Annotated in this window: 19 protein-coding genes and 1 pseudogene; 13 read left to right on the top strand and 7 right to left on the bottom strand. The window is 62.0% G+C overall.

From position 1 onward, the window contains the following. Nucleotides 1-3 precede the first annotated feature (3 nt). From AS156_RS04275 to AS156_RS04265, 3 genes are read right to left on the bottom strand one after another with little or no spacing between them, the layout of a single operon-like run. Complete coding sequence (locus tag AS156_RS04275) at nt 4-615, bottom strand: invasion associated locus B family protein (RefSeq protein ID WP_066500648.1); 612 nt, start codon at nt 613-615, stop codon at nt 4-6. Between the two features lie 29 nt (nt 616-644). Beyond that, nucleotides 645-1,538: an alpha/beta hydrolase family protein gene (locus AS156_RS04270; RefSeq protein ID WP_066500418.1), complete on the bottom strand. Its 894-nt coding sequence runs from the start codon at nt 1,536-1,538 to the stop codon at nt 645-647. Nucleotides 1,539-1,548: 10 nt separating this feature from the next. Continuing rightward, complete coding sequence (locus AS156_RS04265) at nt 1,549-3,237, bottom strand: aspartate:alanine exchanger family transporter (protein WP_066500416.1); 1,689 nt, start codon at nt 3,235-3,237, stop codon at nt 1,549-1,551. A gap of 137 nt (nt 3,238-3,374) precedes the next feature. Here AS156_RS04265 and AS156_RS04260 point away from each other — a divergent pair, with 137 nt between their 5' ends. The 5 genes from AS156_RS04260 to AS156_RS04240 all read left to right on the top strand — a co-directional run bounded on the left by AS156_RS04260 (nt 3,375) and on the right by AS156_RS04240 (nt 10,859). Beyond that, on the top strand, nt 3,375-4,049 hold the full coding sequence (locus AS156_RS04260) for a YoaK family protein (protein WP_066500413.1): 675 nt from the start codon (nt 3,375-3,377) through the stop codon (nt 4,047-4,049). Between the two features lie 67 nt (nt 4,050-4,116). Next, entirely contained in the window at nt 4,117-5,814 is a 1,698-nt protein-coding gene (locus AS156_RS04255) for a SulP family inorganic anion transporter (protein ID WP_066500642.1), read from the top strand. A gap of 108 nt (nt 5,815-5,922) precedes the next feature. After that, entirely contained in the window at nt 5,923-8,673 is a 2,751-nt protein-coding gene (locus AS156_RS04250) for an aminotransferase class I/II-fold pyridoxal phosphate-dependent enzyme (protein ID WP_066500410.1), read from the top strand. 19 nt (nt 8,674-8,692) lie between these two features. Next, nucleotides 8,693-10,393, top strand: a complete 1,701-nt coding sequence (locus AS156_RS04245) for an aspartate:alanine exchanger family transporter (RefSeq protein ID WP_066500408.1) — start codon at nt 8,693-8,695, stop codon at nt 10,391-10,393. A gap of 34 nt (nt 10,394-10,427) precedes the next feature. Beyond that, entirely contained in the window at nt 10,428-10,859 is a 432-nt protein-coding gene (locus AS156_RS04240) for a hypothetical protein (protein ID WP_066500406.1), read from the top strand. Nucleotides 10,860-10,900: 41 nt separating this feature from the next. Here AS156_RS04240 and ppk2 read toward each other — a convergent pair whose 3' ends face one another. Both ppk2 and AS156_RS04230 read right to left on the bottom strand, forming a co-directional pair. Then, a complete protein-coding gene (gene ppk2, locus AS156_RS04235) occupies nt 10,901-11,701 on the bottom strand; it encodes a polyphosphate kinase 2 (protein WP_066500640.1) in 801 nt (266 codons plus the stop codon). A 27-nt stretch (nt 11,702-11,728) separates the two neighbouring features. Beyond that, nucleotides 11,729-12,184, bottom strand: coding sequence for a hypothetical protein (locus AS156_RS04230; RefSeq protein WP_066500404.1), 456 nt, complete (start codon nt 12,182-12,184; stop codon nt 11,729-11,731). A gap of 147 nt (nt 12,185-12,331) precedes the next feature. Between AS156_RS04230 and AS156_RS04225 the strand changes: the two genes are divergently transcribed. The 7 genes from AS156_RS04225 (at nt 12,332) to AS156_RS04195 (ending at nt 18,992) form a co-directional block, all read left to right on the top strand. After that, a complete protein-coding gene (locus tag AS156_RS04225) occupies nt 12,332-12,796 on the top strand; it encodes a hypothetical protein (RefSeq protein WP_082747315.1) in 465 nt (154 codons plus the stop codon). Further along, nucleotides 12,789-14,021: an HlyD family secretion protein gene (locus AS156_RS04220; protein WP_066500402.1), complete on the top strand. Its 1,233-nt coding sequence runs from the start codon at nt 12,789-12,791 to the stop codon at nt 14,019-14,021. The genes AS156_RS04225 and AS156_RS04220 overlap by 8 nt, the downstream gene beginning before the upstream one ends. A 28-nt stretch (nt 14,022-14,049) precedes the next feature. Next, nucleotides 14,050-14,463, top strand: coding sequence for a hypothetical protein (locus AS156_RS04215; protein WP_066500401.1), 414 nt, complete (start codon nt 14,050-14,052; stop codon nt 14,461-14,463). A gap of 82 nt (nt 14,464-14,545) precedes the next feature. Continuing rightward, a complete protein-coding gene (locus AS156_RS04210) occupies nt 14,546-15,871 on the top strand; it encodes a TAXI family TRAP transporter solute-binding subunit (protein ID WP_066500400.1) in 1,326 nt (441 codons plus the stop codon). Nucleotides 15,872-15,957: 86 nt separating this feature from the next. After that, entirely contained in the window at nt 15,958-17,610 is a 1,653-nt protein-coding gene (locus AS156_RS04205; RefSeq protein ID WP_066500638.1) for a DUF3300 domain-containing protein, read from the top strand. A 50-nt stretch (nt 17,611-17,660) separates the two neighbouring features. Beyond that, nucleotides 17,661-18,542 (top strand): DUF2950 domain-containing protein, encoded by an 882-nt coding sequence (locus AS156_RS04200; RefSeq protein WP_430641777.1) that lies wholly within the window; start codon nt 17,661-17,663, stop codon nt 18,540-18,542. An 18-nt stretch (nt 18,543-18,560) separates the two neighbouring features. Continuing rightward, complete coding sequence (locus tag AS156_RS04195) at nt 18,561-18,992, top strand: hypothetical protein (RefSeq protein WP_066500397.1); 432 nt, start codon at nt 18,561-18,563, stop codon at nt 18,990-18,992. 1,072 nt (nt 18,993-20,064) lie between these two features. Here the strand turns inward: AS156_RS04195 and ccoS are convergent. Together ccoS and AS156_RS04185 are read right to left on the bottom strand one after the other, a co-directional pair. Then, nucleotides 20,065-20,213, bottom strand: a pseudogene (gene ccoS / locus AS156_RS04190) (cbb3-type cytochrome oxidase assembly protein CcoS). 167 nt (nt 20,214-20,380) lie between these two features. After that, complete coding sequence (locus tag AS156_RS04185) at nt 20,381-21,172, bottom strand: SDR family oxidoreductase (RefSeq protein ID WP_066500395.1); 792 nt, start codon at nt 21,170-21,172, stop codon at nt 20,381-20,383. Between the two features lie 610 nt (nt 21,173-21,782). Here AS156_RS04185 and AS156_RS04180 point away from each other — a divergent pair. Beyond that, the gene (locus AS156_RS04180; protein WP_066500391.1) at nt 21,783-22,700 is read left to right on the top strand and encodes an MBL fold metallo-hydrolase; all 918 of its coding nucleotides are present in this window, start codon (nt 21,783-21,785) and stop codon (nt 22,698-22,700) included. The last annotated feature ends 32 nt before the right edge of the window (nt 22,701-22,732 follow it).

Here is a 22,732-nt window from a genome sequence, read left to right as displayed (position 1 = left end):
TCATCATTCGTCGATGGGCTGATCGAACGTTTGTGCCGGAGCATCGTGTCTTACGGATCCGAACCGCTCAAGCGGTATCGATGTCGTAACTGACAGGATATTGGAATCGACCACCTCCAGCGCAAGTGTTCGTCCCGACTCCATTTCCATGATGAGCTTAGGATCGGCGGGGTGAGCCGCGATGCAAGCGTTGCTCAGACACCATGTGTACGGAAATCGGTATGGCTCTTTCTGGTCGACCGAGAGCGTTACGCCGGCTTGCAGGTAAAGGCCGACCGGCAGGAAAAGTTGTAGCCGGGCGCCTCCGTCTTGGCGTTCGATCAGATCGATGCGGACCGCGGTCTGGCCGGTCTCGAATGTGCCGGTGATGGTGGTCCGGCAGAGCATCTTTGCACTCCCGGCCTTGAAGCAGAGCTTGCGCCAATCGCCGTATTTGATCTCCCGCGGCGGACGCTGCCCGCGGGTCGGGACTTCGGCCGGGTCTACCTTGGGGGCATTGCTAGGTGCTGGGGCCTGTTGGCTGTGCGCAAAGCCGCAGCTGGCCGCCAGCAGCAGGAATGCTGCGACGGCAGGCTGTTTGGGGTGCGGGCGTCGACGACTATAAGGCGTGCTCATGGCTGTTGCTCCCAGGCTTGTCTGGCCCATTATCGAAGTCGGCTCAGAAACTGTTCGACAAGCGGCGACCAGATCGGGATCGCGTCGGCCGAGCCGATCAGGAAGTGGCCATCGTTGCCGAATGGCGGCAGCAGATGGTATTCCGCCCGGCCGCCGGCAGCCGTGAAGGCCTCATACATGCGCTTGGACAGGGCCGGACCGAAGAAGGTGTCGTTCTCGACGTAGATCCAGAGCATGGGAATGCGCGATGTGCGGCCGAACTCGCGGGTCGCCTCGACCAACTTGTCGGGTGCGCAGTTGTTGTTGGGTTTGCCATCGACGCGGCCGCCGCGGCCTGCCGCGAAGGTGATGATGGCCTTGACTTGCGCGGGGTTGAGGCTCGACAGCGCGATCGAGGCCCAGCCGCCGGCGGATTGCCCGACCACGATCACATCCTTCGGTACGATCCGTTTTTCGGCGGCCATGTAATCGATGATCCAGAGGTCGACCTGCGCGACCGCGAGGCCCGGATCCAGGAAGTTCGGGTTCGTGCATTTGCCGACCTTGGAGAAGAACGGGCCATAGAGCCCGCGCTCGGGAATGTCGATTGCCGCCGCGCCATATCCCGTGCCGACCGGCGCCACGACGAGGTATCCACGCTGCGCGAACCACATTGCGGCATCGCGGAATTCGACCAGCGGGAAGAAGCTACGCTCCCTGGGATTGAGCGACACCCCGTGATTCATGATCACCAGCGGGAAGGGGCCATCGCCAACCGGACGAACCAGATAGGCGAACATCGGGAGCGGCAACGGCAGTGCCCAGATTTCCTCCTGAATCGCTTGCGGTGCGGCCTGATCGCCGGCGCGTGCCGAAACGGGCAGAGAAATCAGGACGAGCAGTGCGGCCGCGATCGGCCAACTCGGGAAAGCATGTCGCCGCATCCACTCCTCCCTAGCCAGTGAAGGTGCAGGCCACGATGATCGGGCCGAGGACAGTCAGGACGACGTTGCCTACCGCGTAGGGCACCGCGACGCCGAGTACCGGCGTCTGGCTCTCGGCGACCTCGCAGGCTCCGGTCACCGCGGCATCAACCGTCATGGCGCCGGCCAGCGCGCCGCAAGTGATGACCGGGTTCATGCGAAGCACATGGTACGCAAACAGGGTCGCGACCATCAGTGGCACCAGCGTGACGACAAGCCCCATGCCCACGAGCAACGCGCCGTGCCCCTGGATTGCAGTCCACGCGGCATGCCCATTGCCAAGACCAATCGCTGCGATGAAGCCGCCGAGGCCGAGATCGCTCACTGTCTGCTGTCCGGCGGGTGGAATTGCGCCCATGGTCGGCCGGCGCGAGCGCAGCCAGCCGCAGAGGAGGCCCGCTATCAGCGCGCCGCCACCGCCGCCGAGCGTCAGCGCGATGCCGCCGACCTTGAAGCTGACGAGACCTGCCAGCAGGCCTGCGGCGATGCCCGCGGTGAGAAAGGCGATGTCGCTACGGTCGCCGGAACGCACGATCTGCCCGACATGCGCGGCGGCGTGCTCGATATTGTGGGTGCTGCCGACCAACGTCATGACGTCACCGACATAGACCCTGGTGTCCGGGCTGAGCGGAACCTCGCGACCCATGCGGGTCAGCGTGCGCAGGAATACGCCGCGGGCATCGCTCCCGACGCGGTCGGCGACCTCCCGGATTGAACGGCCGTGGAGCTTGCGGTTGTCGACCAGGACTTTGATCACGTTGCCGGGGATCGCCCCCAAGATCTCATCCGCTTCGATTTCGCTGCCGATGACCGGCTTGGCCGCGACGATGGCCGCGGTTGGTCCGGACATGACGATGTCGTCGCCTGCCTCGAGTACAGTATCGAGATGTGGCTCGATATCGGCGCCTTGCCGTACGATCCGCTCGATGACGGTGCGGCTTCCGATCGCGTCTTCGATCGCCTTGACAGTCCGTCCGGTCGCCGCCGAGACGCGATAGGCCCGCGCCTGGAATTTGCGATAGTGCAAGTTCTCCGACTTAGGGGGCTCGCCACCCGAGAGCTCGGCCTCGAGCTTCTTCGCTTCGACCTTCAAGTTGACGCCCATCAGCCTCGGGGCGACAAACGGAACAAAGAGGAGCGTCAAGATATAGCCGAGCACGTAGGTTACAGCGTAGCCGGCAGCGATGTTCGCCTCCTGCTGCTCCAATACATTCTTCGGCAGTCCGAGCTGGGTCAGTGCACCGGATGCCGTGCCGATCACGGAAGATTGCGTCAGCGCGCCGGCGGCGAGACCGGATGCCGTGCCGGGGTCGAGCCCGAAGCTGAAGGCGAAGATCAGCACGATGAGGAGGCCGGTGCAGCCGAGCACAAGCGCCATGACGACCTGCGCGAGCGTGCGGATGCTCAGCGAGGCGAAGAACTCAGGCCCCGATTTGTAGCCGATTGTGAACACGAACAGGCTGAAGAGAATCACCCGAAGCAGCGCCGGGAAGCTGAAGCTGCCGAGCTGGCCGATGAGAACGGATACGACCAGGATGCAAGCCGTGGTGCCGATTGAAAACCCGCGGATTCGCATGCGGCCAAGGATCGTGCCGATGGCGACCGCCAGAAGCAGGAAGATTTCCGGAGCGGTGGAGATGATCCACCTGATGGTGTCCATGGTCGCTTCCCCGGCGGCTCGACGGCGCAATTTGCGTCCTCTGGAACCGGAGGCGGTTTGATCCAGATCAAGCCAGGCAGAGTTCGAGCCGCGACTTATGGGCCAATGCAGGATCCGCTACGCCCAACGTCAATCACATGAGCTCGTTGGATGCCGCGCGCAGTCCGCCGATCCGGCGGGAGGAGATGGTTCATATTGCGCTTCTGCTCGCCTTCGCAGGCGGCTATCTCGACGCCTACACCTGGATCATTCACGGCGTGATGGCGAACGCACAGACGGCCAACCTCGTGTTGCTCTGGGTGCAAGGTACGGCCGGCCGTTGGCAGGAGGCGCTCCATTTCGTTCCCCCGCTCGCCGCGTTCACGCTTGGCGTGGTGGTTGCGTCGTGGCTGCGCCATACCGTGGGAGGTCGTGCCGGCGAGATGACTATACTGGTCGAGATCGTGCTGCTGGTGACGGTCGCCATCCTGCACAATCGACTGCCGGACCTAGCGGGAACGATCGGCATCTCGTTCGTCGCTGCGATGCAAACTGCGGTCTTCACCAAGGTCGAGGGTGCCACCTACAGCTCGGTGATGATCACCGGAAACCTGCGCCAGGCGATCGAAGGCCTCTTCGCCGCGGCCGCCGGAGGCAGTCAGCCACAGATGCTTCGTCGCTCGGGTATCTTTGCCAGCGTATGCGTTGCGTTCGGAGTGGGGGCGGCCATCGGTGCCTTTGCGACGAAGGGGATGCCCAATGTGGCACTCGGCCTTCCCGTCGTCGCGCTGCTGGTCGCGCTGTTGCTCTGCGAGGCCAGGAGCGAAGCTTGACCTAGATCAAGCCGGTTTGATGCGACTGGCGCCAAGGGAGCGCTCGGCCAACGCACAGACGGCGGACATGAGCCTATCCCTGCAGCATGCGAACTGGCTTCGGTTGTTTCCGCCGGCGAGCTGGGTTGGCGAATATCGAGCGTCGTGGCTCAGCTCGGACGCGATTGCGGGAGTCACGCTTGCCGCCTACGCGATCCCGGTGTCGCTGGCCTATGCCGGTCTTGCAGGCCTGCCGCCGCAGGTTGGCATCTACGGGTACCTGCTCGGCGGCATAGGTTATGCCGTCCTTGGCTCGTCCCGCCAGCTCGCCGTCGGGCCGACGTCGGCGATCTCGCTGATGATTGCCGGCGCGGTCGGAGCCTTGGGCGGAGGCGACCCGGTGCGTTATGGGCAGATCGCGAGCCTTGTTGCGTTTTCCGTTGCGGCGCTTTGCCTGCTCGCCTGGCTGTTCAGGTTGAGCCTGCTGGTGCGACTGATCAGCGACAGTATTCTCGTGGGGTTCAAGGCGGGGGCAGGGCTCACGATTATCATGAGCCAGTTGCCGGGCTTGTTCGGTGTTACGGGCGGAGGACATCAGTTCTTTGATCGGGCCATCCGGCTCGCTGGGCAGCTTGGCGATACCAAGCCGCTGGTGTTGGTTATTGGTCTTGTCGCAATCCTGCTTCTGCTCGTCGGCGAACGGCGACTGCCGGGAAAGCCGGTCGGCCTTGTTGTGGTGGCCCTGTCGATCCTGGTCGCATCAATTGCGGGCTTGCCGGCGCTCGGCGTGCCCGTGACCGGTGAGATCCCGAAGGGGTTGCCGGCACTCGCGCCGCCGCGCTTTGGCTTGCTCGAATTCGATGAGCTGTTTCCGGTTGCCGCCGGGTGTCTGGTGCTGGCTTATGTCGAAGGGGTCTCGGCCGCCCGGAGCTTTGCGACGAAATACGGCTACGCACTGGACGTCAGGCAGGAGTTCCTCGGACTTGGCGCCGCAAATCTGGCCGTAGCGTTCGGTCATGCCTATCCGGTGGCGGGCGGCCTGTCGCAATCCGCGGTGAACGACTCGGCCGGGGCGCGCACGCCGCTGGCGCTGATCCTCTGCTCGGTCACCCTTTCGCTGTGTCTCCTGTTCTTCACCGGCCTCCTGACCAATCTGCCGAAGGCCGTTCTGGCAGCCATTGTGTTCGCCGCAGTGTACAGGCTGGTCGATATCGGCGCCTTGATGCGGATGTGGCGGATCAGCCGGATCGACTTCTACGCGGCGAGTATCGCCCTGGTTTCGGTGTTGTTTCTCGGCATTCTCGAAGGCGTCCTGCTGGCAGCGCTTGCCTCCATCTTCCTGCTGCTGCTCCGTGCGTCGCAGCCCAATGTTGCCTTCCTCGGCCGCCTTCCGGGCAGCGGGCGCTATTCCGATCGTGCCCGGCACGAGGGTGTCGAGCCCCTGGTCGGCATCATCGCCTTCCGCCCCGAAACCTCGCTCCTCTATGTCAACGCGGAAACCATTCTGGATAGCGTCCTTGCGGCGTTGCGGTCGTCGCCTGACGTCCGGCTGGTCGTCTGCGATCTTTCGGCGTCGCCCTTCATCGACCTGGCGGGCTCTCAGATGCTGCGCGACCTCCATGCCGAACTGGCGTCTCGTTCCGTCACTTTGTGCATCGTCGGCGCCCATGCGCAGCTGCGCGAGGTCTTGAAGGCGGACGGCCTCGCGGACAAGACCGACAGCAACGAGTGGATGCGAACGCTCGATAGCGTGCTGAGCGACAGAAAGCCGCCGGCTGAGGGTTGATTGCGGCGCATTCCGCCGCATCGAGCTTGCCTCGGCTTGACTTGGATCAAAGGGACCGTGTGAGGCGGCCGCACCATCGGCGCAATCAACAGGAGCGGGAGACCGACCATGCCCATCACCGAACCGGCACAGCCGCGCATCGATCAGTTCTTCTCCGGACCGGGCGGACGGGCCGACAACTGGCGTGATCTGCTTGATGCCGCCAGGGCCTGGAGCAAGGGAGGGGATCGCGCCAAATATGACGCGGCGTTGTCGGGGCTCGCAATCACGGAAGAGTATCACGGCTATCCTGGCGTTCATCTTATGGCTGCCCTGAAGGAAGCCGCCGCGGTCGGCGACGCCGCCAAATCGCTCGCGCTCGTGACGCAGATCGTGCAGGCGCTGCAGACCAAGTCGTTCCGGCATCATGCTGGCGACTGGAATGCCGAGGATGAGGGTGATGGTGACGTCCCCGATCTGCTTCCGCCGACTTTCGGCCAGTCTGCGGCACGTCGTCCCTACTTCGAGACACTGATCGTGACAGGGGTATCGGCCAACAATTGGCCGGCGCTCGCGGCCGAATGGCGCAGGCTGCGGCGTCCGGTCGATGCATTCATCTATGAACCGGTCCTCGTCGGCAGCGTCGAGGACGCCTTCTGTGCCACCGTGCTCAACCCCAATATTGCTGCCGTGGTGATCAACGAGGGCTTCGGCTGGCGCTCGCGTCACGATGCGCCCGTGCTTCGTGCCATGTCGGCCGCCATGGGACTCGACGAGGACTCCGATGCTTCCGCGCTGCAGTTGGCTCACATCCTGAAGCGGGTCCGCCCGGAGCTTGACCTGTACCTGATGTCCAATCGTGACGTCGAGAACATGGCCGGCGATCCGGAAGCCGACGTGGTGCGGCGCGTGTTCTACTCGGTCGAGGATATCCTGGAATTGCACCTTTCGATTCTGGAAGGCGTGCAGGACCGCTTCGATACGCCGTTCTTCGAGAATCTGAAGAAATACGCCCAACGGCCGATCGGGACCTTCCATGCGTTGCCGATCGCGCGCGGCAAATCCGTCTTCAAGTCGGATTGGATCCGCGACATGGGTGAATTCTACGGCCTGAACCTGTTCCTGGCCGAGAGCAGCGCAACCACGGGCGGCCTCGACAGTCTGCTGGAGCCAACTGGCAACATCAAGAAGGCGCAGGACAAGGCGGCGAGGGCGCTCGGTGCCGATCGTGTCTTCTTCGTCACCAATGGCACCTCGACCTCGAACAAGATGGCGGTCCAAGCCCTGTTGGCGCCCGGCGACATCGCGATCGTCGATCGCAACTGCCACAAGTCGCACCACTACGGCATGGTGCTGGCCGGCGCGCAGCCGCTCTACGTCGAAGCGTTCCCGATGACCGAGTATTCGATGTACGGCGCCGTTCCGCTGAAGACGATCAAGCAGGCACTCCTGAATGCGAAAGCGGATGGTCGGCTCGACCGGATCAAGATGATCGATTTGACCAACTGCACCTTCGACGGTCACATCTACAATACGCGACGGGTGATGGAGGAATGCCTTGCGATCAAGCCGGACTTGATCTTCCTCTGGGACGAGGCCTGGTTCGGCTTTGCACGGTTCTCGCCATTCCTGCGGCGACGAACCGCGATGGGGGCTGCCAACGAGATCGAGGCGTGGATGCGCGATCCGAATTCGGTCGCGGCCTACGAGAAGCAGCAGGCCGAACTCGGCAAGAACCCTCCCGACGAGGTGCTGCTCGAGACCAGGCTGATCCCCGATCCGCGTAAGATCCGGCTGCGGGTCTACCAGACCAACTCCACGCACAAGTCGATGTCAGCGATCCGCCAGGGCTCCATGCTGTCCGTCAAGGACGTTGAATTCCATACGGTGGAGGCACAGTTCAAGGAGGCCGTCTTCACCCACGCCTCAACCAGTCCGAACCAGCAGCTCATCGCCAGCCTCGACGTGTCGCGAAGGCAGATGGAGCTGGAGGGTTACGGTCTCGTGGCCAACGCCATGGAAATCGCATTCGCGATCCGGCAGGCCGTCAACAACAATCCATTGATTTCCAGGTATTTCCTGGTGCTCGGTGCCGATGCCATGGTGCCCGCGCAATATCGCCAGAGCGGCTTCGTCGACTACCTGACGCCCGGTATGAATTGGGCGGCGGCCCTGAAGAGCCTGGACGAGGACGAATTCTGCCTCGACCCGACGCGCATGACGCTGGTCTGCGGCACCGCCGGCTTCGACGGCACGCAGTTCAAGGGACTGTTGGCTAGCCGTTACAACATCCAGGTCAACAAGACCTCGCGCAACTCGGTCCTGATCCAGTCGAATATCAACAACACCCGCAGCGACGTCGCTCATCTTGTGCGGGTGTTGGCAGAGATCGCCGGTGAGGTCGATCGTCGCCTGGCCCAGGGCGGCGCCAATGCCAGGGTCGACTTCGAGGCACGCGTCGGCAGCCTGATGAAGAATGTACCCGACCTGCCGAATTTCTCGCATTTCCATCCGAGCTATCGCAGTGACGCCGGCTCCAGGACCAATGAAGGCGACATTCGCGGCGGCTTTTATTCGGCCTACGACGCAGGCGGGTGCGAATACATCCGGCTCAACGATCCGGAAATCGACCGCCGCCTGAAGAGCGGCCCGGACCTCGTCTCCGCGAACTTCGTGATCCCGTACCCGCCGGGCTTCCCGATCATGGTGCCGGGGCAGGTCATCACCCAGGAGACCATCGACTTCATGCGCAAGCTCGATGTGAAGGAGATCCACGGTTACGACGCAACCGAAGGCCTGAAGCTCGTCAAGACCGAGGCACTGGCGAGGATGGGCAAGCCCAAAGCCGCCGCCGCGCCAGAGTTCAAGGCGGCGTCGTGAGCCACGGGAGGGGACGGTCATGAAAAGCTTCTTCACGTTCCTGCAGCAGAATCCCTATCTGCTGCTGTTCTTCGTCGTTGGCCTCGCCGTCTGGATCGGCCGCGCCAGCGTCAAAGGCTACGGGCTCGGCATGGTGGCAGGCGCCATCGTGGTGGGTGCCGGTGTTTCGGTTCTGGCCTCGACCTATGGCGTGAAGCTCGAGCTGAACAATTTCGCCAAGAGCCTGTTCTACTATCTGTTCATGTATGGCGTCGGCCTGCGGGTCGGACCGTCCTTCATCAACAGTTTGAAGGGCGAGGGTCTGAAATTCTTCGTCCTCGCGCTGGTATCGAGCGTGCTCGGACTGACGCTCGTCGTGATCGGTGCGAAGCTGTTCCAGCTGCCGGTCGGCGCGGCGGGCGGCATGCTGGCGGGCTCGCAGACCATGTCGGCTGCGATCGGGTCGGCGGAGCAGGCGGTCACATCAGGCGTCGTGAAGTTGCCCGAAGGCATGAAGCCCGAGGATGCATCCGGCATGATCGCGTTGTCCTACGGCATCACCTACATCTGGGGCACCGTCGGCATCATCCTGATCTGCAAATATTTGCCGCGGTGGTGGGGTGTCGACGCCAGGGCGGCGGCGAAGAAGTACGAGGAAGAGTTCGGCGTCAAGGATCTCGAAGGCGGCGGGCTGACAGGCTATCGCCAATTCGGATTGCGTGCCTACAGGCTCGAAAGCCCCGGGACAATCGGGAAGAGCATCGCCGACTTCCGCAAGACGGATCCCGAATATCGGATCGTCAATGTGCTGCGTGGCGGGCAGCAGATGGGTGCGGATACGGACTTGGTGCTGCAGAAGGGCGACATTATCGCGCTTGGCGGCGCGATCGAGCACCTGACCGAGAAGATGGGCCTCATCGGCCCCGAGGTCGCCGATGCCAAGGCGCTGAACATTCCGCTCGATCAGGCCGAGATCCTTGTCACCAACAAGGAGGTCGTCGGGCGGACCTTCGAGTCATTCCGCGGGGAAGCGGTCGCGGGTCAGCTTCAGGTCACCAAGGTCGAACGTAGTGGTGTGACGATCCCGGCCGGTCTCAAGACCGAATTGCAGCGGATGGACATCGTCTCGGTCGTCGGCCTGAAGTCCGCCGTCAGCGAGCTCGGGGAGATGTGGGGACGCATCGCGCGGACCAACACCTCGACGGACCTGCTCACGCTCGCAGCCGGAATGATCCTCGGCTTCCTGATCGGCCTGATCGAATTCCCGGCGTTCGGCGCCAAGGTCGGGCTTGGCAATGCCGGCGGCCTGCTGCTGTCGGGTGTGATCGTCTCCTCGGTGGTTTCGCGCCTGCGCTTCTTCGGCAATACGCCGAACGCGGCGCGCAATGTGCTGGAAGATCTCGGTCTCGTCGTCTTTGTGGCCATTGTCGGCGTCAATGCCGGTGCGGGACTGCTGTCGCAGTTGACCGGTGCGATTGCGCTGAAGATCTTCATCGCGGGCTTCATCGCCTGCACGATTCCACCCTTCATCGTCTGGGCGATCGGCTACCACATTTTCAAGATCAACCCTGCGGTGCTGATGGGGGGCGTCGCCGGCGCGCGGTCGCATTCCGGCCCGTGCCGCGAGGCCGCGGTCGAGATCCAGAGCTCAGTGCCCTGGATCGGATTCCCGGTCGGCTATGCGGTATCGGGCATCCTGCTCACCATCTTCGGCTATTTCGCCATGCTGCTCGCACAATAGTTCGTTATCGCACCTGGTCCCCGGAGGGAAAGACATGAAGACTCGTCTGCTCGTTGCTCTGATTGCGTTGGTGATGGGAATAGGTGGTTTCAGCGTTTCCTCGCAGGCTGAAACCGGATCGGTTGCCGTGATCTTCACCAAGGGCGGCTTCGTTATCGGCGTCGGAGGCGGGGAGGGCGTCCTGATGCTTCGCGGCAGGCACTACCCGTTCACCGTGTCGGGCATGAGCGTTGGCTTCACGATCGGCGCCTCCACCACTAGGTTCGTCGGGCGGGCCATCAATCTGAGGGGGCCGGGCTCGATCGAAGGCTCTTACAGCGTGGCCGGCGCAGGCGGCGCGCTCGCCGCCGGTGCCGGAGGCGTGCAATTGCAGAACGCCAATGGCGTCATCCTGCAGCTCAGCGGCCCGAAGGTTGGCGCCGAAGTCTCGGCCGCCGTTGGCGGGGTCACGATACGCCTGAAGTAGAGATCGGGCGAGCGGGCCGCGCCATCGCGCGGCCCGCTCGGTCAGTACCGTTCGGCGACCAGTTTCAACCCGCGCAGGCTGGTCTGGTCGTTGTACCGGCCCTTCTGCGACCGTTTGGGCAGCTTGACCTTCTCGCGACGCACGCGGCCATGGGGGATGGTTCTCAGGATGTGCGAGATGCAGTTGAGACGCGCCCGCCGTTTGTCGTCGGAACGAATAATATACCAGGGAGCATGCCTGGAGTTGGTCGCCTTGAACATCAGGTCGCGCGCGCGGGAGTAATCATACCAACGTCGGTAGGATTCCGTATCCATGGGGCTTAGCTTCCACTGCCGCAACGGATCGTCGATCCTTGCATTGAAGCGGCGCTCCTGCTCCTCCATCCCGACCTCGAGCCAGAGCTTGATCAGGGTGATGCCGCCCTCGATAGCGTATTGCTCTATCTGCGGACACAGCGAGAGGAAGCGCTTGTGCTCCGCGGGGGTGCAGAAGCCCATCACATATTCAACGCCGGCGCGATTGTACCAACTGCGATCGAAGATGACGATTTCGCCGCCTGCCGGAAAATGCTGCATGTAGCGCTGGAGGAAGAGCTGCGATTTCTCACGATCGGACGGTGCGGGAAGGGCGACCACGCGAAACACCCGCGGGCTGACCTTCTCGGTCAGTGCCTTGATCGTGCCGCCCTTGCCGGCGGCATCGCGTCCCTCGAACAGGATGATCACTCGCAGCCTGTTCGCCTTCACCCATTCCTGAAGATGGCAGAGCTGGACCTGCAGTTTCTGCAACTCCTTCTCGTAGACCTTGCGCTTCATCTTCTCCGCCGGTGCGTCCTTGGCCATGTTCGCCTTGCCCAAATTCAAACAGGACTAATCGCCCCAGGCGATGATGACGGCGATATCGCCAGGTACACCGCCGGGAAAATCGATGATCTGGTAGCGGATGCGATAGCCGCGCGGCTGCAGGTAATCCGCCCAGAGCTGGTAGATCTCCTTCGGGATTCCGGTCAGGGTCATTTGCCAACCCGGCTCCATCTGGTTGATGGCACGTCCCTTGTCGGTGCAGAGCGTGTTCGGGAAGCGGTAGACTTGTACTTCTGTCAGCCCATTCCGCACTGCCCGCTGGATCACGGTCGACGCGAGCTTGATCTTTTCTGCCTCGGTGAGCCCCGACGGCTTGCTCAGCCGTTCGATCAAGGCTCGCTTCTCGGCTTCCGCCGCGGCGGCGCGGCGGGCGTACTCCTCGGCCTTCTCTGCCTCCTTGACCGCCACCTCTTTCTGGATCTCGCGCGCATTCGGGATCAGATCGTCGATCTTGTCTGGCATGGCCTGGGCCTCCTGGGACCGATCTCTTGCCAACGCTAGGATCGGTCTTCGGCGTTCCCTTGATCCAGATCAAATCTCCTCTGAATGGCGGCTCGCACTATGCGATCGGAAGCTGCACGAGGCCCGAAATCGACCGGGAGATAAAGCTTGAGCGAACAGCTCCATCCGCTGGCGCCGCATCATCTGCCATTCTATCTCGCGCCGCCGGCGGGAGAGACGGACGTCTTAATGGTGGCGATGGGCATCTTCCTGGTCGCCGCCGTGCTCTACGTCGGTAATCTCTACTGGCGCCTGCACAGCCTGCCCGAGCGGATGGCGCACAAGTCGGAGAAGCTGCAATTCGAGATCGTCGCAATTCTCGGTTTGATCTCGTTGTTCACGCACATCCATGCGTTCTGGGTGGCGGGGTTGCTGCTTGCCCTGATCGACATTCCGGATTTCGGGACACCATTGCGCAGCATTGCGGGGTCCGTCGAGAAAATCGCCGATGCCTCGGACACCGATGCCAAGGTGGAAGAGACGATGAGGGAGCAGGCAGAGCCGCCGATCGGCAAGGAATCGGGCGTGAAGGAGACCGACATGCCCAAGCGCGAGGCGCACGGCCATGTTTGAGCTGATCCTCTGTTCGCTGCTGACGATCCTCCCTGACTATCTCTTTCGCCGCTATGTGCAGGGCAAGCGCTTCGGCAAGGAGATCACGTTCTACTCGGTCTGGTACGAGCTTCGATGGGGTATCACCGGCTGCCTGATGCTCACGGTGGCACTGATTACGACGATCTTCTATTTCCATCCTTCGACGACCAGCGCTGCGCTGTTTTACCGCACCGTTCCGATTCTTCCGGAAACTTCGGGCCGGGTTGCCGAGGTCGACATCGGATATAGCGCGCCGGTTACCAAAGGTGAGGTGATCTTCCGGCTGGACAGTTCAAAGCAGACAGCCGCCCTGGAGACCGCCAAGCGCAAGATTGCCGAAGTCGACGCCCAGTTGGTGGCGGCCGAGGCCGACGTCGTGAAGTCGGAGGCGCAGATCCAGGAGGCCCGGAGCGCATACCAGCAGGCCAAAGACGAACTCGATGTGAAGCGGGATCTGCAACGCCGGAATCCCGGTATTGTGCCGCAGCGTGACATCGAGAAGCTGCAGGTCCTAGTCGACCAGAGGCAAGCCGGCATCGATGCCGCTACCGCCATCAAGCAGTCGGCAACGCTGCGCGTTTCGACGCTCTTGCCGGCAGAAAAAGCGAGTGCCGAAGCGGCCCAGGCACAGGCGCAGGTCGATCTCGACAAGACTGTTATCCGAGCCGGTGTCAACGGGCGCGTCGAGCAGTTCTTTCTCCGGGTTGGTGACGTCGTCAATCCACTGATGCGTCCGGCAGGGGTCCTGATTCCGGAGGGGGCGGGGCAGCAGTCGCTCCAGGCCGGATTCGGCCAGATTGAGGCTCAGGTTCTGAAGGAGGGGATGGTCGCCGAGGCGGCCTGCATCTCGAAGCCGTGGGTGATCATCCCGATGGTCATCACCTCGGTTCAGGACTACATCGCAGCCGGTCAGTTCCGCGGCGGAGAACAACTGGTTGAGGCCCAGAACATCGCACGGCCAGGCACGATCCTGGTGTTTCTCGAGCCGCTGTACAAGGGAGGCCTGGACGGCGTGACAGCGGGCAGCTCCTGCATCGTCAATGCCTACACGAGCAACCACGAGATCATCTCGGCCAAGGACACCAGCACGGGGCAGGCTTTTGTTCTGCACGCGATCGATACTGTCGGACTGGTGCATGCACTGCTGCTTCGAATCCAGGCGTTGCTACTGCCGATCAAAACCCTGGTCTTGAGCGGCCATTGATGGCGCAAACGATCGCACGGTGATTCGGATGAAAGCGAATGCAGCGATTTGTGCATTAGCCGCGACGAGTTTGATCCTGGCATTGCCCGAGAGCGCGCATGCATTCGATCTTGCCGGTGCCTGGGCTACCAGCGCGGAACAGTGCAGCAAGGTGTTCGCACGCAAGGGCAGGGCGAACCAGGTTGCGTTCACGAATTTCTCCGGCGTCTATGGCGGCGGCTTCATCGCGGAGCCCAATCGTCTCCGCGGCAAATTCGAGAATTGCGTGATTAAATCCCGGAAGGACGACGGCCAGACCATCAATATCGTCGTGGGTTGCGCTTCAGGCATCATGTTGTCCAATGTGCAGTTCTTCCTCAAGACGGTCGACGACGACACCATCATGCGGCAATTTCCGGGCATTGAGGGGATGGAGGTTACGTATCACCGATGCAAGATCTAATCGGACGCGGTCTCCATCGGGGCCTGGTTTGCCAATCCCCGTGCGCGCACCGGCCATAGTCAAACTACGTGAGTGAGACACCATGGATCCGGTCCGATGGCCACTACCGCTGCGGATCACTCTGGTTGCCGGGCTGATGCTCCTGCTCGGTGGTGCCGGCATTCTTGGATATCGGTGGTATGTCCGTCCGACCACGCTGACAGTTGCTGCGGGATCGCTCGACGGCGAGGTCACCAAGCTGGTGTCGGCGATTGCCGGAAGGCTTTCCGAGTCGGGGGCGCCGGTCCGTCTCAAGGTGGTTCAGACCGCGGGCCCACGTGAGTCTGCCGACCTGTTTGCGTCCGGCAAGGTCGACCTTGCGGTCGTGCGCGGCGACGTCGGCGATCTTTCGGAAGCGCGCGCCGTCGCGGTGCTTGCGCATGCAGTTGCGTTGTTGGTAGCCCCGCCGGGGACTGCAGCATCGGATGTGACGGAATTGAAGCGGTCGGCAATCGGCGTCATCGGTGGTGACGCCAACAGGAAGCTCATCAAGGTCCTGACCGATGAATACGACCTGACACGAGCCGGCGTGACCTTCAAGGCTCTCGCTCCGGCCGATGCCAGGCGTGCTCTCGACGCAAAGGATGTTCGTGCAGTTCTGCTGGTGAGTCCGCTCACGGAAAAGTATCTCTCGCTGCTGCGCGACCTGTTTCCACACAATGCACGAACCGGCCCCGTGCTGATCGCCGTGGAATCTGCGGGGGCGATCGCGGAAAAAGAGCGGGCCTATGAAAGCTTCGATGTGCCGAAGGGAGCTCTGCGCGGCTCGCCCGCAATTCCTGCTGAGGATCTGACCACGCTCAGGACGTCATTCTATCTCGTGGCCCAGACGAAGCTCGGCGCTGACCTGATCGGCGACCTTACGCAGTCCGTGATGAATGCGCGCAGGGACTTGCTCACGGAGCTGCCCATGCTGGCGCAGATCGCGGCGCCTGACACCGCCGCTGACGCTTTCGTTCCCGCGCATCCGGGAGCGGCCGCATTCTACGACGGCACGCGGGAAAGCTTTCTCGACAAGTGGGGTAACGTGATCTTTCTCGCGCCAATGATTGCCGGTGGGCTGGCTTCGGTGCTCGCAGCGGCGTTCAAATTCATTCGTCCTGTCAAGCCGCGGACCAGGGAGGAGGCGCTCGATGCGCTCTACGCGCTGGGGCCTCGTATTAGGGAAAGCAGGCACGCGTCCGATCTGGACGAGATTGAGCGCGAAATCGATCGGCTGCTTCGAAACCAGCGAAGCCGCGCGATCGCGGGCAACCGCGACGAGCATGACGTCACGGCGGTGAACGTCGCCGCGCATCGCCTTGAAAACCTCATCCACGACCGCCGCATTCTTCTTGCGACGCAGCGAGCCAGGACGTTCGGCAGCTGAGAAGGCTCGACCTTCCTTGATCTCGATCAAAGGGGCGCGATGTCGGTAGCCGATGCTGGTGGCCGTCGGTGTCGATGGAGGTTGCAATGTTTCGCTTGGGCAAGATCCGGCTCGTGCTAATCTTGTTGGCGGCGATGTCGGTCGCCGCGGTCGCTCAAACCACCAACCCTCCGGCTCAGACCGCCCAGCCGCCGCAGCCTTCCGATCAAGCGCAGCCGGCGGACCAGTTGCTCAAGCCCGAGCAGCTCGAAGCGCTGGTGGCGCCGATCGCGCTCTATCCCGATGCGTTGCTGGCGAACGTGCTGGCGGCCTCGAGCTATCCGCTAGAGGTCGTCCAGGCCGACCGCTGGCTGCGCGCGCGCAAAAACCTCAAGGGCGACACGCTCAAGGCCGAAGTCGATAAGCAGTCCTGGGACGACAGCGTGAAGGCGTTGGCCAGCACCGCCGCGGTGCTCTCGATGATGAGCGACAAGCTCGACTGGACCAAGAGCCTTGGTGACGCCGTGCTGGCGCAGCAGGCCGATGTCATGGACGCGATCCAGCGGTTGCGCGGCAAGGCGCAGGCCAACAACAAGCTGGTGACGACCAAGCAACAGAAGGTCAGCGTACAGACCCAGGAGAACAAGCAGGTGATCGTCATCGAGCAGACCGACCCTGGCACGATGTATGTGCCCTATTACGAGCCGGCGACGGTCTACGGCGCGTGGCCCTACGCGGAGTATCCACCCTACTACTTTGGCTATCCATCCTATATCGGCGCCGGCGTTATCGCGGCGGGCATTGCTTTCGGGACCGCCTGGGCCATCGGGCGCTGGGGCAATTACTGGGGCGGTGGCTGCAATTGGGGCAATCGCAATCTTTACGTCAACAACTTCAATCGAACGACCAACATCGGAAACAGCTGGCAGCACAATTCGGCGCATCGTCAGGGCGTTCGCTACAGCAATACCAACGTTCAGCAGCGCTTCGGCAACAACAATCTCAAGGCTGGTGCCGGAAATCGGATGGATTTCCGCGGCCGCGACGGTCAGCAGGTGCTTCGTCCAGGTCAGGAGCGGCCGGGTGGCGGCGACCGCGTTGGCACGGGCAATCGTGGTGGCACCGGTGATCGCATCGGCGCGGGTGACCGTGGCGGCGACCGCGTCAGCTCGCGCGACCGGCCTGGCGGTGAACGTGCCAATCGTCCGAGCTCGGCGGACCGCGGCAAGGGCGGCGGTGGCGGCAATCGCGCCACGACTGCCGATCGCAGCCGCAACGCGACGCGGGGCGGTGGCGGTCGCGACAACGCATTCAGGAACGTGTCGTCGGGCCGGGCTGCCAGCGTGGCATCCGCTCGCGGGCAGATGAGCATGGCCGGACGCGGCGGTGGGTTCGCCGGCGGCGGCGGCGGATTCCGAGGTGGCGGCGGCGGTGGCTTCCGTGGTGGCGGAGGCGGCGGCGGTTTCCGCGGCGGTGGAGGCGGCAGGCGGTCGGACATCGCGTTGAAACACGACATCGTCCTGCTCGGCCATCTCGCCAACGGGCTTGGCTATTACCGCTTCAGCTATCTCGGCAGCAACAAGGCCTATGTCGGCGTGATGGCGCAGGAAGTCGCGCAGGTGATACCCCAAGCCGTGACGCGCGGTAGCGACGGCTTTCTCAGGGTCTATTACGACAAGCTCGGTCTCAAGTTCAGCACTTACAGCGAGTGGCTCGCCGCGGGCGCGCAAGTCCCGGCCGGATCGGAGGTGTCGCGATGAGGAGCTTTCTGATGGCTCGATTGAGCCATATTGCATTCGTCAGCGTCGCGATGGCGGCGAGCCTGGCGGTGCTGATCGCCTCAGCCCAGGCGCAACAGGCCTATCCAAATCCCGAGGATGCCGCCGCAGCCCTGGCCGCTGCGGTCAAGACCGGCACGAAGCGCGCGATCCTGAAGGTGCTGGGCCGTGATGCCGAAGACATCATCGAGTCCGGTGATGAAGTCGCCGATGCCAAGACCCGCGAGGCCTTCCTCTCCACCTATGACACAAAGCACTCCATTAAGGCGGAAGGCAACAAGAAGGCCACGCTAATCCTCGGTGCAGATGATTTCCCGTTCCCGATCCCTTTGGTGAACAACAGGGATGGCTGGGAATTCGATGCGGCCGCGGGTCGCCGTGAGATCCTCTATCGCCGCATTGGCCGCAACGAGCTCGATACGATCCAGACCTGTCTCGCCTATGTCGACGCCCAGAACGAGTATGCCGATAAGGACCGAACCGGTGAGGGGCCTGGCATCTACGCGCCGCGCATCGTCAGCAGTCCCGGCAAGAAGGATGGCCTGTTCTGGCGCGACGATCACGACCAGAGCCCGCTCGGCGAACTGGCGGCGCAGGCAGCCGGCGAAGGCTACAAGGTCGGAGCGGAAAACGTGCCGTATCATGGCTACTACTACCGGATCCTGAAAGCGCAGGGATCCGATGCTCCCGGCGGCGCCCTGAACTATGTGGTGAAGGGAAGGATGATCGGCGGCTTTGCGCTGATCGCCTATCCAGCTGAGTACGGTAACTCGGGCGTCATGACCTTCATGGTCAATCATGTCGGCACCGTCTACCAAAAGGATCTCGGTTCACGCACCGAGTTCCTCGCGAGCCGCATCATCGTCTTCGACCCCGATCAGACCTGGAAGAAAGTCGACGTGACCAATCCCTGAGATAACGGAACAACACCCATGTTGAAGTTCGTGCTCCGTATTGCGGTGCTCCCGGTGTTCGCCTTGGCGTTTTCGTCCCCTTCTTTTGCGCAAGCGATGGGACACGTTCAAGTCAAGTTCGTGAAGGCAGCCCTAGTGATCGGCGGCGGTGGAGGCAACGGGGTCCTGACCTTTCGGGGACGGCATTATCCCTTTGTCGTGTCCGGCTTCAGCCTTGGCGTATCAGCCGGCGCTTCGGCGAGCTGGCTGGAAGGCACTGCGTCAGGCATAAAGGATGTCAACGATTTCGTCGGCAGCTATACCGCCGTCGGTGGTGGCGGAGCCTGGGTTGGCGGAGCAGGCGGCATCAGCTTGCGAAATGAACATGGCGTCGTGCTCAGTCTCAAGGGACCCAAGGCAGGACTGGAGTTTGCCGCCAACGTCAGCGGACTCACCATCTCGCTAAAGTGACTGGCGGGGTTCGTCGACACGTCCCGCTTGCGGCAGCGATGTCGCGTCTGCTCGGACCCACCTGCAGTGCACGGATCATCTGGTGGAAGCACCCAAAGTAGCGTGAACCACAGAACGCGAAGCCTTTCAGTCAGGCACAAAAACAGGGCCTCCGCGATAGTGAGTATCGCGATGTAGCGGACCCCGACTCGAACCCTCGACAGATTATCGCACGTTGCCTTTTGATACGGGCGTCCGCGCGACGCGAGGCGCCTTGGTCCGGTCCGTGAACCCGCGCTTGCCTTCCCCCATTTGGATAGCGAGAGTAATACGCGGTTCGAACGAAGCACCATGATAGTGCGACGAATGCCCATTTTCGGCCGGATAAGTCCAGCAGTACGGCCGGCAAGTCGTTGATTGTTCTCCACCCGTCGCTATCTCTTAATTGGCTGCCGTATCGGAATTCCCATTGGGTGTCGTCTCAGATCGCCACTTGAACCGATTGTCGGTATCGGTGGTTGCGCCTCCCCGATTTGAACCTATCGATCGATGGCCTTGTAGTCGCAGTTGACCCGGTAAAGTCCGAGTAGCGCGTGTTCGGATATGAGGCAGTGCGATCTTTATGATCGTGCGACGAATGCCCACTTTCAGTCGGATAAGCCCAGTGATGCGACCAGTAAGTCATTGATTTTTCTCAGGCCGGGGCTGACTCTTAATCAGCGGGTCCCAGGTTCGAGCCCTGGTGCGCCCACCATTGGAAAAACCTTGTTTTCCAAGACCTTCGTGGAGAAGTTGCTGAGAACAAAATGGGTCTCGTGCGACGTTTTGTGGAAGGACGTGGCGCGGTCAGATTGCTGTACGACTTTCCCTTTGTCTCTCTATCTTCACCCCAATCGATACAGCCCGAAGATCCGGCGGTACAGGTCGATTACGTGCTCGTCGTAGAATAGGACATTGGGGCGAGCAAAACGGACAATCTGTTCTGCTCCTCGCCACAGGGTACTGCTTCTTGTAGAATCAGAACCAGATAGTCCGGGGGCGCGCTTCGTTCCCTCGTGACCAGCGGAACCGCGCTTCCACGCAAAACAGCTGGCTACTCAGGACCCTTCTTGCTGTCGAACGGAATTCGTTCCGCCGCGCCCTCGAGATCATCATATTGGCCGTTCTTGAGCGTCCACATGAACGAGGCCAGACCCGCCAGGCCCCGATGGCGATTGGGACGAGGAAGAAGAAGTCGATCATTTGAGTGCCCCCAGCATGGTCGGGGTCAGCGTCACCAGGTGGAGTCCATTGAACTTTCAGCCGGCTTAGAGCTGTCCGACCAACGAATGGGTGGTCTTTGTCGACAGGCCAGGAGAGCTGAAACGACAAGAAGCTACTACAGTAGCGTGTTCATCCGCGAACTCTCGTTAGATGTGTCGCGACGTACCGCCAGATATTTCGAGGCTCGCGCCGGTGATGTGACTGGCCGCGGGAGACCCCAGAAATGCGATTGCCCGCGCAACCTCATCAGGATTCCCAAACCGTCCCAGCGGAATGTTCTTGTTCCGGGCTTGCGAACTAAGCCATTCCTCCAGGGTTTGGCCCACGTTTAATTGCGCCTCGAAGCGGCGGCGCCGCTGATCAGTAAAGATTGTCCCCAGCAGGACGGAATTCACGCGAATGCGCGGCGCAAATTCAGTGGCCAAGGATTTCATCAAGTTCTGCACGCCGCCACGGGCGGCAGATGTGCAAACCATCTGTGGTTCGGGCTCGACGGAAAAAAGCGCATTGACTGCAACGATGGCGGTGCGGTCGCTGGCTTCTAGTAGGGGTCTGAACGACCGAATTGGATTGATTTGACTAAAGAACTTTAATTCCAACTCGTCGCGCCACTGATCGTCGCTCGTATCTGAAAAGGTCGAAATCCGCCCCTGGCCAGCGTTATTTACAAGCAGGTCAAGTCGACCATTGCTCCAGCTCTGAACTTTCTTGGCGAATTCGCCGACTGCAGAGGCATCTAAAACATCGCAGCGTTCTACCAAGACGCTATCTGCGTTACCCATCGAGAGGTGCTCTGCCGCAGAGAGGAGTCGATCAGGATCACGTCCGCAGATTGCAACTCTCGCGCCTTCGGCAGCAAGAAGTGTTGCGGTCGCCAGCCCAATACCCGCGGATCCCCCGGTTACAACAGCTACACAGTCTTTAAGTCCCAAATCCATAACGCATGCCTATGTTGCGCACCACCGCGTCATGCGACTCCATGCACGGTCGGTGTATTTTTTTGCGGAAGATCATATAGTGGTTGCAGAATATCGACGTCTTTTCCAAAGCCATCGTTTTTGTCTGATTCTATTTGAACGACACTCGCGATTTCCGATCAGCCGGCCGCTTCATTTTTGGGCCGGCTCCGTGTCGGACTTTCGTCGATCCCACCATGGTTAAGACGAAGAAGGCGATCAATCGTCTACTCGCGACCTCAACGACAGAACCTATACCGTCGTATAGCTCGTCCTATCCCCCTACCCCAATCGACCGTAAGGATGCGCGAACGTAGCGTTGGCGGTGTCGCATCCAAGGTGGAGGCGTACTCGTTGGCAGCAATCTCTCTACAGTAATGGCAATCGCTCTGGGGCGGTCGCCAACGAAGTTCGATAGTCGATCACGGTGACACACTAGCCACAAGCGTGTCGCCGAACTTTGCACACCTCGCCAGCTTGAAGCGCACTTTCCTCGCGAAAGTACGGACTGCCTAGGATCGAACGTTTGGAGTCGGACGCAGGTGTTCTCAAAGATGAGGCAGATCGTCCGCAATATCAGCAGGAGACAAATATGAACGTACATAACGCTTCACAACTCGTTGGATCCAAGCCTGAAGAGCTGGTTCCGTCGCGCTACGCGGTGCGGGTCGGCGAGATCGACGTGCTGGTGGTCAGCGATGGCGTGCTGCCGCTCCCAACCCAGATGCTGGGACACAACGCCGACCCGGCCGTGCGTGCGGCCTGGCTGCACGACATGTTCCTGCCGGCGGACGCGTTCGACTGGGCGCTCAACGTGGTCATGGTCCGCAGCGGCGGGCAAACCGTCCTGATCGACGCCGGGCTCGGGTCGGACCCGGACCTGCACTTGCCGCGGGCCGGGCAGACGGTCAAGCGACTGGAGGCCGCCGGCATCGATCTTTCGTCCGTCACCGACGTGGTGCTGACGCACATGCATATGGACCATGTTGGTGGTCTGCTCGTCGACGGCGTGAAGGAGAGGCTGCGTCCGGACCTGCGAATCCACGTGGCGGCCGCCGAGGTCAAATTCTGGGAGGCGCCGGATTTCTCCCACACCAACATGCCGCAGGGATTCCCGGATGCGCTGCGTGCGACCGCCAAGCGGTTCGCGAGCGAGTACCGTGACAACCTGCGGACATTCGATGAGGAGCACGAGGTGGCGCCGGGCGTTGTCGTCCGTCGCACCGGCGGCCACACTCCCGGGCACAGTGTGGTCCGCGTGGCATCCGGCGGCGAGGCGCTGACATTCGCCGGCGACGCCGTGTTCGCGGTCGGGTTCGACCAACCCGACTGGCACAACGGTTTCGAACACGACCCCGAGGAGGCCGCGCGTGTTCGCGTTCGTCTCTTGCGCGAACTGGCGAAGACCGGCGAGATGCTGGTCGCCACTCACCTGCCGTTCCCGTCGGTCGGACGGGTCGCGGTCGACGGTGACGTCTTTCGTTGGGTGCCGGCGTTCTGGGACTACTGACCGCTTGTTGAGTTACGAGCAAGCTAGGACGT

This window comes from Bradyrhizobium macuxiense (assembly GCF_001542415.1).
In the GTDB taxonomy this organism is placed as follows: domain Bacteria; phylum Pseudomonadota; class Alphaproteobacteria; order Rhizobiales; family Xanthobacteraceae; genus Bradyrhizobium; species Bradyrhizobium macuxiense.
This window is presented reverse-complemented; position numbering and strand designations above follow the sequence as displayed.

What these genes read in the sequence shown, in the direction of transcription:
- AS156_RS04275 (WP_066500648.1), bottom strand. Translation starts at nt 615, where the DNA reads ATGAGCACGCCTTATAGTCGTCGACGCCCGCACCCCAAACAGCCTGCC.
- AS156_RS04270 (WP_066500418.1), bottom strand. Translation starts at nt 1,538, where the DNA reads ATGCGGCGACATGCTTTCCCGAGTTGGCCGATCGCGGCCGCACTGCTC.
- AS156_RS04265 (WP_066500416.1), bottom strand. Translation starts at nt 3,237, where the DNA reads ATGGACACCATCAGGTGGATCATCTCCACCGCTCCGGAAATCTTCCTG.
- AS156_RS04260 (WP_066500413.1), top strand. Translation starts at nt 3,375, where the DNA reads ATGAGCTCGTTGGATGCCGCGCGCAGTCCGCCGATCCGGCGGGAGGAG.
- AS156_RS04255 (WP_066500642.1), top strand. Translation starts at nt 4,117, where the DNA reads ATGAGCCTATCCCTGCAGCATGCGAACTGGCTTCGGTTGTTTCCGCCG.
- AS156_RS04250 (WP_066500410.1), top strand. Translation starts at nt 5,923, where the DNA reads ATGCCCATCACCGAACCGGCACAGCCGCGCATCGATCAGTTCTTCTCC.
- AS156_RS04245 (WP_066500408.1), top strand. Translation starts at nt 8,693, where the DNA reads ATGAAAAGCTTCTTCACGTTCCTGCAGCAGAATCCCTATCTGCTGCTG.
- AS156_RS04240 (WP_066500406.1), top strand. Translation starts at nt 10,428, where the DNA reads ATGAAGACTCGTCTGCTCGTTGCTCTGATTGCGTTGGTGATGGGAATA.
- ppk2 (WP_066500640.1), bottom strand. Translation starts at nt 11,701, where the DNA reads ATGGCCAAGGACGCACCGGCGGAGAAGATGAAGCGCAAGGTCTACGAG.
- AS156_RS04230 (WP_066500404.1), bottom strand. Translation starts at nt 12,184, where the DNA reads ATGCCAGACAAGATCGACGATCTGATCCCGAATGCGCGCGAGATCCAG.
- AS156_RS04220 (WP_066500402.1), top strand. Translation starts at nt 12,789, where the DNA reads ATGTTTGAGCTGATCCTCTGTTCGCTGCTGACGATCCTCCCTGACTAT.
- AS156_RS04215 (WP_066500401.1), top strand. Translation starts at nt 14,050, where the DNA reads ATGAAAGCGAATGCAGCGATTTGTGCATTAGCCGCGACGAGTTTGATC.
- AS156_RS04210 (WP_066500400.1), top strand. Translation starts at nt 14,546, where the DNA reads ATGGATCCGGTCCGATGGCCACTACCGCTGCGGATCACTCTGGTTGCC.
- AS156_RS04205 (WP_066500638.1), top strand. Translation starts at nt 15,958, where the DNA reads ATGTTTCGCTTGGGCAAGATCCGGCTCGTGCTAATCTTGTTGGCGGCG.
- AS156_RS04200 (WP_430641777.1), top strand. Translation starts at nt 17,661, where the DNA reads ATGGCGGCGAGCCTGGCGGTGCTGATCGCCTCAGCCCAGGCGCAACAG.
- AS156_RS04195 (WP_066500397.1), top strand. Translation starts at nt 18,561, where the DNA reads ATGTTGAAGTTCGTGCTCCGTATTGCGGTGCTCCCGGTGTTCGCCTTG.
- AS156_RS04185 (WP_066500395.1), bottom strand. Translation starts at nt 21,172, where the DNA reads ATGGATTTGGGACTTAAAGACTGTGTAGCTGTTGTAACCGGGGGATCC.
- AS156_RS04180 (WP_066500391.1), top strand. Translation starts at nt 21,783, where the DNA reads ATGAACGTACATAACGCTTCACAACTCGTTGGATCCAAGCCTGAAGAG.